A 17,503-nucleotide genomic window follows, 5' to 3' on the forward strand; every position below is an offset into this window, starting at 1 on the left:
AGTATAAGGACGATCTTTCCGTAGAGGGTTTTCAGCACAGGACTATTCCTCCATTAAATTGTCGGAGAATTTATAACCCACCCCCCAGACTGTCAGAATATGGTCGGGGTTAGCTGGATCCTTTTCTATCTTTGCCCTTAAGCGGTTGATATGTGAATTTACTGTATGTTCATAGCTCTCAAAGCCGGAACCCCAGACTATGTCGAGTAGCTGGCTCCTTGAGTAGACCCTGCCGGGATGTCCGGCAAAATGATAGAGGAGGTCAAACTCTTTTGCGGTCAGATGTATCGGTTCCCCCTTCTTCAGCACTGTTCTCTTTTCCGGATCAATGTCTATATCACCACGTCTGAGTTTTTTTTGCCGAGTTGTTTCATGTGGGGAATTTAGCGCCTCCATTCTCCTGAATAACGCTTTAACACGCGCCAGAAGTTCCATTATACTGAATGGCTTAGTCAAATAATCATCGGCCCCCATTTCAAGGCCGAGTACACGATCCAGCTCGGAAGACTTGCATGTAAGCATCAGAATAGGGGTATAGTCTGTCGCTGCGCGGACACGTCTGCATATTTCCAACCCGTTTATTCCAGGGAGCATGATATCGAGAATGATCAGATCATGTTTATCTGATGTCGCCTTTTGAAGACCAATCATGCCATCATGTGCCAGCGTGACTTTATAGCCCATGTCCTGCAGGTTGATCCTAAGGAGGTTTGTAATATCAGCGTCATCCTCGATAATTAGGATTTTATACGGCATCTCCTTATCCCCTGTTATCATTCCACGTTTTTGATTATAGCTTATTAAATCTGAGTTTGTCAGTAAAACGATAGAAGCTGTCTCAACCGGTCTTGATGTCCGGTTTCTTCATAGAGACAGCGATGAAAAACCAGATTAGCGCCAGCAGGGCAGTGAAAACGAAAACTCCCCCCAATCCATGACGGCCATACACCCAGCCGCCGATTGTACCGCCAATGAAAATTCCCATGAATTGTGAGCTCGAATAGACCCCCATGGCCGTCCCCTTGGCATCCGGAGGCACTACCTTGGATATCAGGGAGGGGAGACTGGCCTCCATAAGGGTAAATGCGGCAAAAAAAACGATCAATGCCGCCGTTACGGCAACCAGGCTGTGATGCCACTCCATCAATATCAGTTCCGCCACCACAAGAGAAAGGATGGCTCCGAGGAATACCGGTTTTATTTTTCCGCGTTTCTCCGCCAGGATAATAAATGGGAGCATGATGACCACCGCCGCTGCCAGAACCGGAAGATACAGATACCACTGATGCTTTACATCCAGACCAGCGGCATCCCTGAGCGCAATCGGCAGGGCGACGAAGTTGGCGGTGAGGATCGCATGAAGGGACAGGACTCCAAAATCAAGCCGCAAGAGCTGGCCATCGGTCAGCACCTTCCGGAAAAGGGCCGGAACCGGTTCGGCATCGCTGTGCAGACTCTCCCGGGCAGGCCGCGGTACAACGGCAATCAGAACCACCTCGCCCGTCAGGGCCAGACAGGCGGTCAGCCAGAAAATCCCTTGAACCCCTATGAAGCCGTTCAGTACCGGTCCCAGCACAAGGGCCAGGGCAAAGGAGCCACCGATGGTCATTCCGAGGATGGCCATGGCCTTGGTACGGTGCTCCTCCCGGGTAAGATCGGCTATCATGGCCAGGATGGTGGAACCGACCGCTCCGGCGCCCTGGAGGATTCGGCCCAGAATCACTCCGAGGATGGAATCCGACATCGCCGCTACAGCGCTGCCCATCGCAAAGATCAGGAGGCCAGCCGTAATGACAGGCTTGCGTCCGATCCGGTCGGAGAGCATGCCAAACGGGATCTGGAAAATGGCCTGGCTGAGTCCGTAACCGCCGAGCGCAAGTCCGATGGTAAGCGGAGTAACGCCGCGTAGTTGCTCTGCATATACAGAGAATACAGGGTAGATCATGAACAGCCCCATCATACGCATGGCAAATATCGTTGAAAGAGACATTGTCGAGCGGATTTCAGAGGATGTCATGCGAATGAGATTTCTGTCGGTGTGCTGTTTCAATTTGGGGATTCCCTGAGATTCGCTGTCTGTTTTCATGTTGGTATCAATCAGGACTGGAAGGTTTATTCCGCGGAAGATTTCTTATAATGTTTCATATAATGTATTTATTGTCTTTGTCTTTCTTTCGTAAACCCCGGCAATGTTTTACTATAATATTCTATCTGTTAAAAAGCAAGGCAATATAACACATTAAATAAATGTCTTTCAAGAGTTGTTTCACGTGGTCATCTGTGATATTTTCATGGTGGATGTATTTATATTCAACGAGACTGGAGGATGAATATGAATAATAAGGTAGTTCTTAATTTCAATAGCGGGAATATCTTGAAAGGCATCATAGAAGATTTCTTCCCGAACAAGGATTTTTTCCATATTAAAGAATACGGCACCGGGAAGACTTTTGAAATCGATATATCTAAGCTTAAGGGAATCTTCTTCGTGAAGACGTTCGAAGGAGATAAGAAATACACGGAACGACAAGATAAAGAAAGAAGGGGTCTTGGGAAAAAAATTGAGGTTAAATTCAAAGACGGCGAATCCATCGTAGGATATACTACAGGGTATTCAAGAGACAGAAGGGGTTTTTTCCTCTTTCCATCGGATTCAGATTGGAATACTGAAAAGATATTTGTTGTAATTGATGCAACAGATAAGATCGCTTTTATATAATGTTTCGTCAATCCCTGCCGTCATCTTCGCCGGCTGCGTATAAAACAGTTTTTAAGTAATTGACAAGAAATATGATGGATGGTAAATACGGAGGTGTAAGGAAATGGCATCAACTTGCGAATATCGAACAGTCTGCGGCTGTGAAATAGAGATGCCTATGGCATCCTGCCTGGTTATTTTCGGGGCCTCAGGAGACCTCTCAAAAAGAAAGCTTATCCCGGCTCTTTACAGACTCCATAAGAGCAGCCTGCTGCCAGATAATTTCTTTGTCCTCGGTTCAGGCCGCACTAAGATGGACTCAGGGCAATTCCGCGAGGCAATGTCAATGGAGGTATCAGGTGCAGTTATGAAGGATTTTGACAGCACCTGCTGGAATGATTTTGCAAACAGGATTTATTACACGACCTTTGATTATTCTTCCATCGAGTCATATCAAACACTTAGAAATGAGATAACCGCATTAGAAAAAAGACATGAGACTAATGGAAACCGCATCTTTTACCTGTCACTACCTCCTATAGCCTTTGAAACCGTTATATCCAGTCTCGGCATCACAGGACTTGCTGAAGAAGGACAGGGCAACTATACGCGAATTGTTATTGAGAAGCCCTTTGGCCGTGACCTCATTTCAGCTAAAAGGCTGAACAGACTGCTTAAACACTATTTTGATGAAAGTCAGATATTCCGTATTGACCATTTCATAGCAAAAGAAACCGTACAGAATATTATAATGTTCCGTTTTGCTAATTCCATTTTTGAGCCTTTGTGGAATAATAAATACATAGATCATATTCAGATAAGCGCATCCGAGACAGTGGGGATAGAGAAGAGGGTGGGGTATTATGAGGATGCCGGAGTAATAAGGGATATGTTCCCCAATCACCTGTTTCAGCTCCTTGCCATAACAGCTATGGAACCTCCACCGTTGTTTGGGACAGAGATGGTTAGGGATGAAAAGGTCAAGCTCTTCCGGTCGTTGAGACCATTACCGCTGGACAGACTCGATGAATATGTCGTTTTAGGGCAATATGGAAAGGGTACTATTAACAATGAGACTGTTCCAGGTTACAGGGAAAATAAGGGGGTTTCTCCATCATCTATAACCCCGACATTTGCTGCAATGAAGATATTCATTGATAACTGGAGATGGAAAGAAGTCCCGTTCTTTCTGCGGTCCGGTAAAAGGCTTCATAAGAAAAGTACTGAGATTTCTATTCATTTTAAGGCGGTGCCGCACATGATGTTTTCAGGTCTTTTAGAACAACCTATCACCCCGAATACACTTATCCTGAGGGTGCAGCCTGATGAAGGCATGAGCCTTATCCTCCAGACAAAACAGCCGGGATCAAAGGTATGTATAAATCCGGTTTCCATGGACTTCTCTTACCAAAAAGATATACACCTGGAGGCCTATGAATGGGTGTTGCTCGAGTGCATGCGAGGTGACCAGATGTTGTTTGTCAGGGAGGACGGAGTAGAGCTTACATGGGCCCTGCTCACTCCTGTGATAGAAATGCTTGAATCAACCTTAGAGCCGGGGAAATTCCCGAATTATGAAGCTGGTTCTTCCGGGCCTTCTGAAGCATCTTTATTAATTGAAGGGGATGGCCGCATTTGGCGGCCTTAAAGTATTGAATGACGATGACTATGAGAGAAGAAAAGGCCAGGCTTGCGGCGGGCCTTCGTCCTATCAAACCATAACTTCAAATACAATAATCAAGGAGGTAATTGTCAGAAAACCTAATCCGGAAAGAAAAAAATAGTCTGCAATTTTCTCATAGGTATCTGTCCTGCGCACTGCACGAATAGACACATATGATAATATGCTTGCTGTCATGAACAGCAGAATAGGAATTACAAGCAAATCATCTATTACAGTAGATGCTTTAAGATGCGACACGTTAATGAAGCTTAATATAACAAAACAGAGTCCAAGCAGGTTTGATGATACTGGTAAAATATGGTATGAAATGCTCTTGTCGTTATTAGTGCTCGTGTCCAAGAATTACCTCTAATAAAATGTGATCTCTGACAGTCAGAGTCTTTCCTCAATCTCAAACATTCTACCCCCTGACTTTACAGTCGTCAACAGTATGCTTGTCCATCTGTCTGTTGCACTTCATTATTGAACCGGGTATAATTCCAGCATAGATAAACAAATAATTTAAATGAGGGGGTATCACAATGAGGATTAGACCATTACAGGATTGGGTATTGATCGAGCCAGCAGAGGCGAAGGACGTAACCGCGGGCGGTATAATCATCCCTGACGCTGCTAAGGAGAAACCTGTAGAAGGAAAAGTTCTGGCTGTAGGGAAGGGGCGCTGGGAGGCGCCGGGAAAGAAGTGGGGTAATAAGCCATCGGGAAAAGAGGAAAAGGTTTTCAAGCCCACAGAACTTAAACCGGGAGATCAGGTCCTTTTCGAGAAATATGGAACGACAAAAGTTGATCTGGATGGTAAGGAAGTTATTCTCGTACATGAGTCTGATGTCCTTGGCTGGGTGGGGTAAATGGCAGATCAGTTTCCTTTCCGGATATTTAGTGAAGACAGCCGGGGTTCAGATAGCTGCGTTTTTTTTCATCTTTCTCTTTGCCGGTGTATATAGAGCAAGAGCTGGATCCCCGGATCGCACTGCAGTAATTTATGCTTCGACGGACAGCAAACTTGTGGTCGCAGAAACAATCACCCCGCAGAACCAGCCTTCGCCTGAAGAACAACAGGAGTCTGAACCCGACCAGTCGCCGACATCTGTACCTGTATCACCGGAGCTGTCAGGGACGCAATTAGATGTGTGCAATAGCGTCATGACAGACGGAGCAACATGGCTTGACCGTATACATGCCATGGTGCAGGAAAAGACCTGTCAACCAGCAGTCTGGTTTGACAGCTTCTTTGGTGAAGACCATGTTTTGCTGGATCTCCGGCCTGGTGCTTTTATCATGTTTAGAAATTCAGCCCGTTTGACAGAGGGGCTGAAAGTCGCATATGCTTCCGATTTCTCCATTTCTCTTGATTTACCCAGATGGGAAAGTACACTGAGACATGCGAGTTTATATATAGAGTCAAGATCTGAAATTGACAAAAGCACCGTCCAGCAAGGTCAGCCCATTCAACCTGAACCTGGTCTCAATCAGAAGACGGGGGTCAGACAACCCATCATTGGGGTGCGGATAGATCCGTATATCAAGTCTCTTGCATTATTGATCAGTGTTGATAGTGGCGTCAAAATTAATATGCACCCGAATGCCTTCTTCAGGATGCGGTATCAGTACTCTAAGAAATTAGGAAAGGCTAATATTATCCGGTTATCGGAAATAGCTATGTACCGGGCCGTTGAACATTTCTCCAACACCGTGCGATTTGAAGTCGAACGAAATATCAGTACGTTTTCACTTGTACGGTGGGGCAGCAGCATTAACTATATAGATGACACACCCGGAGTAAAATGGGATACAGGAATAAGTTATTTTACACTACTAACACGAAAGAGCGCAATTTCCTTTGATACGAGTGTGTGGGGAGTGAATGATCCGGAATGGACAATTGAAAATTACCGGGTCGGAGTACTATATCGTCTTAATTTTTACCGGCCATGGCTTTTTTTCGAGATCGAGCCGGAAGTTACATGGCCGGTAGATGAGAAGTCCGGCCACAGAAATCCTGTTTTAGCTCTAATGTCAACCCTTGAAATTCAATTCGGTAAGTAAATCAGACTTCTGTTTGCGGTTTTTCCATTTGACAATACATGTGGTCATAGCGGTGGTACCGGACTTCACTGGGATGAAATTAATGAGGATATTTGAGACCTGTTGTCAATAGATCACACGAAACATAAATATAGTTATTAACTATTATGGATTGTAATGTGCTATGTTTATTCAAATGCTCATTGTGGATTTGGTGGCCCAAAATCATTCCGCCGGGAACACAGGTTCTCCGCTTTCCTCATACCAGCGAAGTATTCCATCCCATATCTCCTGCGCTGTTTCTGCGTACCAGAATAGTTCGCGGTCCTCCGGGTCAATTACACCCTCATCAACAAGAAAGTCCGCATTGAATGCCTGCCTCCAGTAGGTCTCACCAACCAGGATTACTGGAAGAGGTCTGATTGTTCGTGTTTGTACCAGGGTGAGGGTTTCGAAAAGCTCGTCGAAGGTTCCATAGCCTCCCGGGAATGCAATAAGCGCCTTAGCTCGAAGCAGGAAATGGAGTTTACGAATGGCAAAGTAGTGAAAACTGAAACAGAGTTCTGGTGTGATGTATGGGTTCGGATACTGCTCATGGGGCAGATTTATATTCAGTCCGATAGAAGCTGCACCCAGGTCATAAGCGCCTCGATTTGCAGCCTCCATGATTCCGGGACCTCCGCCTGTTACTACTACAATGCGTTTGCTACCTGAATTATGTTTGTGGCTGGTTACCAGGCGGCTTAACTCGCGTGCAATTTCGTAGAAGCGGCTTTTGTCCTGGATTCGTTCTGCTACAGCAATCCTTGCTTGCAGCAGTTTATTGCCGGGGTCTGCGGCAAGTGATTGGCGAAGCATGTCAACTTTGCGCCGGGCGGCAGAAGGCTCTGAAATCCGGGTACTGCCAAATACAACTACGGTATGGGTAATACCGTATTGATTGAGAAAAAACTCGGGTTTAAGATAATCAAGTTGAAGGCGCAGACCTCGGGTATCGTCCCTGTTTAGAAAATCAACATCATGGTCAGCCTGCTGGTAGCTCGGGTTTGCCATTATAGCCTGGATGCGTAACATTGCATCCGGGTCCTCATCGGTGGGCTTGGGCCTCTGCGATGGCAGCGGCTCATGCCGTTTCTGAGGGTGTGCCGGGGCAGGAATTCTTAAGTTACTTTTAGATGGATGCCTGTGGTTATTTTTCATTGATCATAGGTTCTTTCATGTAATTGTCTGCTTCAGTCAGATATTCCATTTCGATTGGAGAAATTCCATCCCCGCATGCAAGATTCCGCAGCCTGTCAAAAAACAGTATTTTCCGTCCCTCTATTGCGCTGTTTTGTGAAGCAACCTGAGTAAAATGTGATACTATTTTTTTTACAGATGATGTTTCAAGCAGTGAGCCGCCTGATTCTTCAGCGAATAAATCCCCGAGGAGATATGGCTGTGAAGCAAAAGATATTTCAGAACACCTGCAGATCTTTTCGTAGACCTCAACAGCAGTCTGTTCTTCCCCGCCCCTTGAAACCAGGATACCTGCTTTTTTTCTATCATCAGTTGTCATGAATTTCTTGATTTCTCTGTATGAATTAATAATTGACGCTGTGTCTGCAGGTACAACAAACAATGCTTCATCTATAATTGGATTAATATAATCTTCAAACTGTCTGATAATTATGATGTCTGTCTCTGCTTCTATGGATTTCAAGGTGTCGAGCATCAAATACTTCTGCGTCTGAGATGAAGATTTGATGTCATCTACAGACAGATGCGGGGCAAGCAGCCTGACCCCGTACGGCCCAATGCACACCAGATCGGACGGTTCGTATCTATCCTGATAATAGTGTTCAAGAGAAACGCCGGGAAGAGAAAGGCCAAGCATAAATGATATGCCGGGAAACCGGACATCTGCATCAATCAGTAATACCCGTACACCATTTTGTGAGAGTGCTGCACCAACTTCGGCACAGAGACTTGCCCCTCTCTGAGGGTCAGCAATATCAACGATGGATACTGATTTATACTTGTTCTGCGTTAAAGGTTCATGAAGCAAGGATAGTTCATTAGCGTCTGTCTGGTTTTGGGAAACAAAATAATGAGATATATCTTCCAACCCCCTGCCCAGACGTTTTTGTTTTTTCATAAGCCTCTCAGTCAGTTTATGATTATCAGGGAGTTGTTAGAGCCAAATTTGTTTGAAACGACATTTGGATTGCCAGGGTCCTCCTTCCAGTCCCCATCTATGCAGAATTTATATTGATAAGCTCCAGGCGGCACTTCAATAACCTTTTTCCATGTCCCGTCTTTCTCACGGGTAGTGACAACGCCCTTGTCAGGTATCCAATTATTGAAATCGCCTGCTATCTTGACGTCTGCGGCACTTGGGTCTTTGTAAACAAAGATGAAGCGATTTGCCGCAGGTACCTGTCTTGCAGCTGCATCAGGTTTTAAATGGGTTAATGATTCCATGACCGCTACAGGAGTTTTATGCATGTCCGGCCCTTCCTGCATAAGAACCTCATCAGCCATTGCTGCATAATCCCAGTGGCCAATGGAGTTTGGCGCGTACATGCTTATAGGGACGCCAAAGCTTGAAGACTCACGCAGTTTTGAGCACTGGCGTACAGGCGTCGAGAATATGATTCCATTAAAATGATTCTTTATCTCATCCAATACCTCTTTTGCAAAACGGCTTCTCCTGTCAAACATAGTAGGCAAAATGAATGTTTCTATGTTATGCCCTGTATGTCTTCTAAGCATTTCTATCGTCTCCAACATCCTGCTTAGCCCGTGCAGGGAAAAGAAACTGGAATCAAGAGGTATTATGACCTCATCTGCAGAGCGCAGTGCGTTAATACTTAATAAACCTAAGTTTGGAGGACAGTCAATAATAATGTAATCAAACTTCTTTTTTAGTTTACCTATGGCATTTTGCAGCCTGCTTTCTTTTTCAGAAAAAAAGGCTATGTCCTGTTCAATGGTAAAAAGCACTATGTTTGCAGGGGCAAGACTTACGTTTTGCACTTCAGTGTTGAGGGTTATATCATCGAGCAGTAACCCTTCTCTCAGAACGTGATAAATCGAAAGGCCAATCTCTTCAGTTTTAATATTATATCCGAGGGTCGAATGGCCCTGAGGGTCCATGTCAATAAGCAGTACCTTCCTGTCCCTTTTAGCCAGACATGCTGAGAGATTAATCGCTGTGGTCGTCTTGCCACAACCGCCTTTTTGGTTAGCAACTGCAATTATCCTCATTTGCACCTCCCGGGATATCCCCGTCTATACCCTTTGTTAAAGGGCGGCATTAATATTTACCTTTCATTTACAGCCGTGGCCTTTCTGAATTTTCCTATAACAATTCTTTTCTTCCGCCACTTGTCCACGTCACGTTGTATATCCGCTATATCAAGTATCCATTCCTGGCCTGAAAGCGCTTCAAATGCGGCATCTTCATAAAAGACCAATATTACATCACCTGTCGCAACGAGGGTTAGATCTTCCAGAGGCCTTTTTATTGTAGGAAGAATCCTTTTTAGTTGATTAATGCTTTTACGTAACCGTTGAACAGAGATGCCCGCATCTATTAATTTTCTTGCTGCCCGGATAGAAATCAGATCCCTGAATGTGTACCGTCCATGACCGCCGCCGGTTCTGTGAGAAGGATTAACCAGGCCTGACGTGTCCCAGTATTGTAATTGACGCCTGCTTATTCCAGCTATGGTACAAATTTGGCTTGCTGTAAACAAATCGTCTTTATTAGAGGGCGTTTTGTGCTGTTTCACCGTTATCATATATAGACTAAAACAATATCCTTGTCAAGAATAAATATACAAAAGATCACCTTTATGTGTCAATTTCTGAAGATGAATAAATGTGATATTTGTGTTAGGATTGACGAATCAGGGGAGACTTAAGTGGAAATCAAAGTATCAGGGAATACGCATACAGGTCTGATCAGGAAGAATAATGAAGATGCATATGCGATATTCCCGGACTTAAACTTGTATATTATTGCAGATGGATTAGGCGGGCATGCGGGAGGAGAGGTGGCAAGCAGGCTGGCGGTAGATGTAATAGGGGCAGAAATGGCCGGAGCGTCAGCAAATGAAGAAATTCTGGAGACAATGCAGCGAGCCATAAAGTCAGCAAATTCATTAATCCAGCTGCAGGCAGAAGATGATTCAAGTCTTCATGGGATGGGGACGACGGTTGTGGTTGTTGCAATAAGTGAAGACAAGGCAGTGATAGCCCATGTAGGGGACAGCAGGGCATATCTGATACGTAAAGACATTATTATGCAAATCACCAAGGACCACACCGTTGTTGAAGAATATATACGGATCGGAATAATGACTCATAAGGATGCATTGTATCATCCATCACGGCGGGTACTCTCCAGGGCAGTTGGTACTGAGGGTGTTGCGAATGCAGATTTTGAGAGCATCAGGATCGAGGCAGGTGACGTATTGCTGCTCTGCACGGACGGTCTGACTAATATGCTTTCGGACAAACAAATCCTGCAGGCGGTATCGGAATTAAGGCCTGATGCAGAGAGCATAACCAACAGGCTTATTGAACTTGCAAATGATAATGGAGGTATTGATAATATTACTGTTATCACATTGTGTGCGCTGTCATGAAAATTGGTCTTGTAAATCTGGGTTGTCCGAAGAATCAGGTTGATTCTGAAATAATGCTTGGCTTACTCCATGAAGCAGGGTTTGAATTTACATCTGATGAAGGTGAGGCTGAGATAATAGTTGTAAATACATGTGGTTTTGTAGATTCGGCAAAAGATGAATCAATTACAACATTGATTGACCTCGGGAGGCTTAAGAAAGAGGGGAGATGCAGGCTTCTGATTGCAGCGGGTTGTCTCCCTCAAAGGTATAAGGAAGACTTGCTGAAAGAGATGCCTGAGATTGATGTGATCGCGGGCACAGGCTCATTTAAGGATGTAATATCCATTTGCAGGGAGTTCAGGGACCGGAGATTCCGGCAGCTTGATGTTCAGCGGGCATACCTGTCTTCACCGGCTGATTATAGTTATGAACACTCACTACCCAGGATTCGAATAAGTCCGGCACATACTGCCTTTTTAAAGATAGCAGAAGGCTGTGATCATTCATGCACATTTTGTATTATCCCTGAGCTGAGGGGCAGGCAAAGAAGCCGAAGCATTGAATCGATAATGAATGAGGCAGAGAGGCTGTCTTCAGAAGGTGTTGTTGAAGTCAATCTGATTGCACAGGATACTACTGCATATGGACGGGATCTCAGAGAGCCAAATGCGCTTCCCCGGCTTCTAAAAAAACTTGCGACCATTGATAATCTTAAATGGATTCGACTCCTGTATACTTATCCTGGTTCTTTTACTAATGAGCTGATCGCTGTAATGGCAGGTGAGGAGAAGATTTGCAATTATATTGATATGCCTGTCCAGCATGTCAATGACAGTATCCTTAGAAGGATGCGCAGGGGACATACTAAGGCTGGCATTTACAAAACAATAGATAAATTGCGAAAGAAAATACCGGACGTAATACTCAGGACATCCCTTATAGTCGGGTTTCCAGGAGAAACTGAAAGGCAGTTTAATGAATTGATAGAGTTTGTTCATGATGTGGAATTTGACCGTCTCGGAGTTTTTACTTATTCACAGGAAGAGGGGACAGCGGCACATTCTATGGGTCGGCAGGTTGGGGAAAAGAAGAGGATCGAGAGGCAAAATATAATCATGGAGACTCAGCAGGGGATATCTGCCAGGAAAAATCAGAAACTGGTTGGAAGCAGACAAATCGTTTTAGTGGACGACCAATCAAAGGATCAGGAGTTCCAGCTGGAAGGCCGTACATATGGGCATGCCCCTGAGGTTGATGGAGTTGTCTATCTGAACTGCGATTCAGGAAATATTCCTGTTCCTGGTGAAATGGTCCGCGTGGATATTACAGAAGTACTTCCTTATGATCTGGTTGGGAAAATCATACAGGGGTAAGAGAGGCGCCCTTTTCAAAACCAAGTTTAATGGCCTGTTTATTCAAATCTGTAAATGCAGCAGGAACTCGGGCGAGCACTGCCTTCTCCATTGCCTCGTGAGTTATAATTTTAGTGAGCTCAGTCATAATGCCGAGAGATATAATGTTTGCCACTATCACTTTCCCAAGGACATTGGTTGCTGTTGCCATTATAGGAAATGAATAGACCTTGTAATTACCTTTTGGTACATTCTTTACTTCATCTGAATCAATCAGAAGGATTCCGCCATCCTTAATATCCTTGCAATACTTATCACATGCCTCCTGAGTAAGGGCAAGCATGGCGTCAATGCTGGTTGCCTTCGGATAATCAATCTCTTCATTGCTGATAATGACCTCACTCCTGGACGCTCCGCCTCTTGATTCCGGTCCGTAAGATTGGCTCTGCACAGCCTGTTTGCCGTCGTATATCGCCGCTGCCTCAGCCATTATTATCCCGGCTAATATCATTCCCTGTCCGCCTGAACCGCTGAATCTTAACTCATATCTGTTTCCCATATTGGCTCCTCTTCATTTACTATTTCTTCTGCACCCTTTCAATCAGTTTATTATACTCCTCAAGATACTCGGGCCTGTCTGATTTATGAAGAATCCCGCGCAATAGTTTTCCTTCAAGTTCCTCTGGTGACATTGTCCCGGCCTGCTTTACTGAAACAGTACCTTCTTTCTCAATCTTCTCCATCATTTCAGTAGCTGTTTTGTATTTATTAAACCGTCCATAATATGTAGGGCAGGCATCTATGATATCTACCACTGCAGTACCCTTGTGATTAATTGCCTCATGTAATATCTTCTCAAGTTCCTGAAAGTGATATGCTGTCCCCCTTGCAACAAATGTAGCGCCTGCTGCCTTTGCAAGATTGCATGTGTCGAATGTGGGTTCTACGCTGCCATAGCGTCCTGTTGTAGAGATCATGCCCTGAGGAGTTGTTGGAGAAGACTGCCCGCTTGTCATGCCGTATATGGAGTTATTGTAAACCATGATAACCATGTCAAGGTTGCGTCTGCATGCATGAATAAAGTGATTGCCTCCGATAGCAAGCGCATCGCCGTCACCGGTAGTGACTATTACCTTGAGTTTGGGCTTTGCGAGTTTAACCCCTGTTGCATATGCTATCGCCCTTCCGTGGAGGGTGTGCAGCGTATTAAAATCAACATAACCGGGGGTCCTGCTCGAGCAGCCGATACCTGATATCACAGCGATGTCATCCTGAGGAAAGCCGGTAGTCTGTATGGCCCTCAGGAGGCTTTTTAAAACAATTCCATGACCACATCCTGGGCACCAGATGTGCGGAAGTTTCCCCCCCCTGATATAGGGTGAATAATCAAATGGAACCTTCTTTTTCTTTTTTGCCAGAGGCTTTGTTTCTTCAGTCTGTGAGCTCATAACTATTCCTTTCTTAACCGTCCAACATGTCCCGTTTCACTTTTAAGAAGATGGGAAAAACCCATTTCCTGTAATGCTTTCGATTATCTGTGCAGGCTTGATGGGCTCTGTGTCGGCTCTCAATACGCCTTTAACCTCACACCTTCCCCTGGCAACTCTTTCCACTTCATGTACTATCTGCCCTAAATTCATCTCCGGAACTATGATGGCCCGCACTTGTTTTGACAGCTCTTCTACAGCCTTCTCAGGAAACGGCCAGATCGTTAAGGGCCGCAGGAGTCCTGCCTTTATTCCCTGCTTCCTCAGTTCTTTTATGGCAAATTTGGCTGACTTTGCAGAAAGCCCGTATGCAAATACCCCTATCTCAGCATCATCGAGATAAAATTCTTCATTTTTGCAGATCTTGTCCCTGTTGTTGTCAACTTTTCTTATAAGCCTCTGAGCTGTTTCCTCAATAAGCTTTGTATTATTGGTTGGAAAGCCATCTTCACCATGGTACAAGCCTGTTACGTGGAATCTGTATCCTTCTCCGTAAGCTGCGAGAGGTGCTATATCTCCATATTTTTTATCGTAAGGTTTATACTCATTCGGAGGGCAGTCGGGCTTAATCCGGTTTATCACCTCGACCTCCCCTGGAGCCGGCAATGTTATCGCTTCCCTCATGTGGCCGACTATCTCATCATAGAGAATTATTACCGGCATTCTGTACTGCTCTGAAAGGTTGAATGCCCTAACAGTCTCATAAAATAACTCCTGGACAGATGAAGGAGTCAATACAATAGCCGGATGATCTCCGTGGGTCCCCCATTTTGCCTGCATAACATCAGACTGACTTGGTCCTGTAGGCGAACCTGTTGACGGTCCGCTTCTCATTACGTTCACTATTACGCAGGGAACCTCTGTCATGCAGGCGAAGCCAAGTCCTTCCTGCATCAGGGAAAAACCAGGACCGCTGGTTGCGGTCATAGATTTCATGCCTCCAAGCGACCCGCCAATAATCGCGGATATGCTTGCTATCTCATCCTCCATCTGTATGAATACGCCGCCAAGTTTTGGAAGCCTTGCCGCAGCGATTTCCATAACCTCCGTAGAAGGGGTTATTGGATACCCTGCAAAAAATCTGCATCCTGCATAAAATGCCCCTTCAGCACAGGCCTCATTACCCTGCATAAATTTCTTAGCATTCACAGTCATTTCACCCCTTTCTCAAAATACATCGCACTCCAGGTTCAAGCTCAAAAATGCCACCGCGTTTTTCAGCTTGAACTAAAGCTCAAAGACCTGAATAGCAAAATCCGGACACCTGTTATCACACAACTGGCACCCGTTGCATGCATCAAGGTTTTTAACAGCACAAAGATTCCCGTCCATAAACAGTACATCGGTAGGGCAGAAATCAACGCATATTACACAACCCTTGCATAATTTAGGGTCTATATCAATCCTGAAAATCCTCTTCTCAGCTACTGCCATAGTCATAGTCCTCTTTGTATGAGTTAGTCATTTTTTTACTTCACAGTTAGTTTGCCTAATATACAATAGCTGTATATCAGATGCAAGGGAAATGTTGGTTCCGGATAGCCCACGGTACATGGAAATGCAGTGAGTTATGCCCATTCATGAGCCCGGATGCAGGCAGTTGTATGGCCGTTCCCAAAGTCATCAAGTGAGGGGATAACATCTTTACATTCCGGGATCATCTTAGGACACCTGGTGTGGAACCTGCACCCTTTTGGTATGTCAATGGGACTTGGTATGTCACCTTCAAGAAGGATAATCTTTCTCTCTTTTTTCGAAGGGTCAGGGACAGGTATTGCAGAGAGCAGCGCTTGAGTATATGGGTGAAGAGGCCGCGTAAATATTTCTTCAACCTCTGCATGTTCTACGATCTTTCCGAGGTACATTACTGCCACTCTGTCGCTTATTATACGTACGATATTTAAGTCATGTGCAATAAAGAGATAGGCAATATTGTTTTCTTCCTGCAGGTCCTTCAATAGATTTATTACTTGTGACTGAATGGATACATCAAGCGCTGACACTGGTTCGTCAGCTACAATCAATCCTGGTTTCAGGGCTATAGCCCTTGCGATTCCAATCCTCTGTCTCTGCCCCCCGCTGAATTCATGAGGATAACGTCTCATTACTTCAGGGTTGAGACCTACCTTTTGCAGCAGGTGTGCGACCTCTTCCCGTCTTTCCTGTTTTGTGCCAATCCCGTGGACAATAAGGGGTTCTTCTACGATTTCCCCTACGGTAAGACGCGGATTAAGGGATGCGTAAGGGTCCTGAAAGATAATCTGCATCTCCCGCCGGAGCTCCTTCATCCTTTTTCTTACTGCCTTGCTGATATCTTCACCCATGAATCTGATCTCTCCTTCAGTTGGCTCAAGGAGTTTCAGGATTAGCCTGCCTGTCGTGGACTTGCCGCTGCCACTCTCGCCAACGAGGCTTAATACCTCATTTTTTGCAAGGTCAAAACTTATGCCGTCAACGGCATGGACAACCCGTTTCCTGCTCCTGAAAAAACCTTCTTCCACGGGAAAGTGTTTCTTGAGGTCTTTAACTGATAACAATGTTTCCTGCATTGGAAAATCCCATCCCCACCCTTCCCCTCCCCTTGAAGGGGAGGGAATTATTTGTCATCCTTTTGCTTCTTAATATCTATCCAGCACCTGACCAAATGTCCGCCTCCGGAATCAATAAGTTCCGGTTCCTCTCTCCTGCAGCGGTCAATAACATATTTACAGCGTGGATTGAACATGCAGCCCTCAGGGAGATCTGAGAGCCTGGGGACACTCCCCTCTATGGTCTGAAGTCTTTTCTTCTTTTCTTCACCCCGTGGTATAGACCGGAGCAGCCCAATTGTATAAGGATGAAGAGGGGAAGCAAACAGCTCAGAAGTGTTTGTATGTTCTACAATTTTCCCTGCATACATAATTGCGACTTCGTCAGCCATCTCTGCTATCACTCCGAGGTCATGTGAAATCAGAATCAATGCAGTATTGCTGGTCTTAATAAGCTCCCTGAGTAATCTTAATATCTGGGCCTGTATGGTGACATCAAGCGCCGTGGTTGGCTCATCTGCTATGATAAGAGATGGATCGCAGGAGATTGCCATGGCAATCATTACCCGTTGTTTCATTCCGCCGCTCATTTGATGCGGATACTCCTTTATTCTTCTTGAAGGGTCCGGTATTCCGACACGTTGAAGCAGAATTTGTGCCTTATTTGCTGCTTCAGACCTGTTTAAGCCCTTATGTACCCGGAGGGACTCGGATATCTGATTTCCTATAGTGAAGACAGGATTAAGGGAGGTCATGGGGTCCTGAAAAACCATGGCTATCCGGTCACCCCTGAGCTTCCTTATCTCCTCGTTGTCAAGCTTTAAAAGGTCGCGTCCGTCAAAGAAGATTTCTCCGGCGATGATGCGGCCCGGCTGGGGTATCAGCCGCATCAGGCTTAGCGCTGTAATACTCTTCCCGCACCCGGATTCACCAACAAGTCCCAGGACCCTGCCTTTGTCAATATTAAAACTAACATTATCAACTGCGCGTATAATACCTTCAGGGGTAAAAAAATGGGTTTTAAGTTTGTTTACTGATAGTAACATTTGAATTGCATTAAGGCCGTGTACTTGATACTAAGGATATGTAAACTCTCGCATCCCTGTTGTCAGG

At 45.2% G+C, this 17,503-nt stretch carries 19 protein-coding genes; 6 read left to right on the forward strand and 13 right to left on the reverse strand.

All coding sequences use genetic code 11. From position 1 onward, the window contains the following. Positions 1-42 precede the first annotated feature (42 nt). Both IT392_01210 and IT392_01215 read right to left on the reverse strand, forming a co-directional pair. Positions 43-756, reverse strand: coding sequence for a response regulator transcription factor (locus tag IT392_01210; protein MCC6543104.1), 714 nt, complete (start codon positions 754-756; stop codon positions 43-45). Positions 757-838: 82 nt separating this feature from the next. Continuing rightward, entirely contained in the window at positions 839-2,017 is a 1,179-nt protein-coding gene (locus IT392_01215; GenBank protein ID MCC6543105.1) for an MFS transporter, read from the reverse strand. A 315-nt stretch (positions 2,018-2,332) separates the two neighbouring features. Between IT392_01215 and IT392_01220 the strand changes: the two genes are divergently transcribed. Together IT392_01220 and zwf are read left to right on the forward strand one after the other, a co-directional pair. After that, complete coding sequence (locus IT392_01220; GenBank protein ID MCC6543106.1) at positions 2,333-2,719, forward strand: hypothetical protein; 387 nt, start codon at positions 2,333-2,335, stop codon at positions 2,717-2,719. Between the two features lie 103 nt (positions 2,720-2,822). Continuing rightward, positions 2,823-4,346 carry a glucose-6-phosphate dehydrogenase gene (zwf, locus tag IT392_01225; protein ID MCC6543107.1) on the forward strand — a complete coding sequence of 508 codons (1,524 nt, stop codon included), beginning with the start codon at positions 2,823-2,825 and terminating at the stop codon, positions 4,344-4,346. 63 nt (positions 4,347-4,409) lie between these two features. Here zwf and IT392_01230 read toward each other — a convergent pair whose 3' ends face one another. Beyond that, complete coding sequence (locus IT392_01230) at positions 4,410-4,721, reverse strand: hypothetical protein (GenBank protein ID MCC6543108.1); 312 nt, start codon at positions 4,719-4,721, stop codon at positions 4,410-4,412. Between the two features lie 182 nt (positions 4,722-4,903). Here IT392_01230 and IT392_01235 point away from each other — a divergent pair, with 182 nt between their 5' ends. Together IT392_01235 and IT392_01240 are read left to right on the forward strand one after the other, a co-directional pair. Further along, positions 4,904-5,230: a co-chaperone GroES gene (locus IT392_01235; GenBank protein MCC6543109.1), complete on the forward strand. Its 327-nt coding sequence runs from the start codon at positions 4,904-4,906 to the stop codon at positions 5,228-5,230. Then, positions 5,199-6,428: a hypothetical protein gene (locus tag IT392_01240; protein MCC6543110.1), complete on the forward strand. Its 1,230-nt coding sequence runs from the start codon at positions 5,199-5,201 to the stop codon at positions 6,426-6,428. Before IT392_01235 ends, IT392_01240 begins: the two co-directional genes overlap by 32 nt. Positions 6,429-6,632: 204 nt before the next feature. Here IT392_01240 and IT392_01245 read toward each other — a convergent pair whose 3' ends face one another. From IT392_01245 to IT392_01260, 4 genes are read right to left on the reverse strand one after another with little or no spacing between them, the layout of a single operon-like run. Beyond that, entirely contained in the window at positions 6,633-7,607 is a 975-nt protein-coding gene (locus IT392_01245; GenBank protein ID MCC6543111.1) for a TIGR00730 family Rossman fold protein, read from the reverse strand. Then, positions 7,597-8,544, reverse strand: coding sequence for a hypothetical protein (locus IT392_01250; protein MCC6543112.1), 948 nt, complete (start codon positions 8,542-8,544; stop codon positions 7,597-7,599). The genes IT392_01245 and IT392_01250 overlap by 11 nt, the downstream gene beginning before the upstream one ends. An 11-nt stretch (positions 8,545-8,555) precedes the next feature. After that, positions 8,556-9,656, reverse strand: a complete 1,101-nt coding sequence (locus tag IT392_01255; protein MCC6543113.1) for an AAA family ATPase — start codon at positions 9,654-9,656, stop codon at positions 8,556-8,558. A 56-nt stretch (positions 9,657-9,712) separates the two neighbouring features. Continuing rightward, positions 9,713-10,183, reverse strand: coding sequence for a MerR family transcriptional regulator (locus tag IT392_01260; GenBank protein MCC6543114.1), 471 nt, complete (start codon positions 10,181-10,183; stop codon positions 9,713-9,715). Positions 10,184-10,315: 132 nt separating this feature from the next. On the opposite strand from IT392_01260, the gene IT392_01265 reads away from it, so the two are divergent. After that, complete coding sequence (locus IT392_01265; protein ID MCC6543115.1) at positions 10,316-11,041, forward strand: Stp1/IreP family PP2C-type Ser/Thr phosphatase; 726 nt, start codon at positions 10,316-10,318, stop codon at positions 11,039-11,041. Further along, a complete protein-coding gene (rimO, locus tag IT392_01270) occupies positions 11,038-12,396 on the forward strand; it encodes a 30S ribosomal protein S12 methylthiotransferase RimO (GenBank protein ID MCC6543116.1) in 1,359 nt (452 codons plus the stop codon). The genes IT392_01265 and rimO overlap by 4 nt, the downstream gene beginning before the upstream one ends. On the opposite strand, the gene IT392_01275 is transcribed toward rimO, so the two are convergent. From IT392_01275 to IT392_01300, 6 genes are all read right to left on the reverse strand, one after another. Beyond that, positions 12,383-12,934: a 2-oxoacid:acceptor oxidoreductase family protein gene (locus IT392_01275; GenBank protein MCC6543117.1), complete on the reverse strand. Its 552-nt coding sequence runs from the start codon at positions 12,932-12,934 to the stop codon at positions 12,383-12,385. The genes rimO and IT392_01275 overlap by 14 nt on opposite strands. Positions 12,935-12,953: 19 nt before the next feature. Further along, positions 12,954-13,823: a 2-oxoacid:ferredoxin oxidoreductase subunit beta gene (locus IT392_01280; protein ID MCC6543118.1), complete on the reverse strand. Its 870-nt coding sequence runs from the start codon at positions 13,821-13,823 to the stop codon at positions 12,954-12,956. A gap of 42 nt (positions 13,824-13,865) precedes the next feature. Continuing rightward, positions 13,866-14,993 carry a 2-oxoacid:acceptor oxidoreductase subunit alpha gene (locus IT392_01285; protein MCC6543119.1) on the reverse strand — a complete coding sequence of 376 codons (1,128 nt, stop codon included), beginning with the start codon at positions 14,991-14,993 and terminating at the stop codon, positions 13,866-13,868. A 96-nt stretch (positions 14,994-15,089) separates the two neighbouring features. After that, entirely contained in the window at positions 15,090-15,296 is a 207-nt protein-coding gene (locus tag IT392_01290) for a 4Fe-4S binding protein (protein ID MCC6543120.1), read from the reverse strand. A gap of 134 nt (positions 15,297-15,430) precedes the next feature. Continuing rightward, a complete protein-coding gene (locus tag IT392_01295) occupies positions 15,431-16,411 on the reverse strand; it encodes a dipeptide ABC transporter ATP-binding protein (protein MCC6543121.1) in 981 nt (326 codons plus the stop codon). 47 nt (positions 16,412-16,458) lie between these two features. Next, on the reverse strand, positions 16,459-17,442 hold the full coding sequence (locus IT392_01300) for an ABC transporter ATP-binding protein (GenBank protein ID MCC6543122.1): 984 nt from the start codon (positions 17,440-17,442) through the stop codon (positions 16,459-16,461). Between the last annotated feature and the right edge of the window lie 61 nt (positions 17,443-17,503).

It is taken from the genome of Nitrospirota bacterium (genome assembly GCA_020846775.1).
In the GTDB taxonomy this organism is placed as follows: Bacteria; Nitrospirota; 9FT-COMBO-42-15; order HDB-SIOI813; family HDB-SIOI813; genus RBG-16-43-11.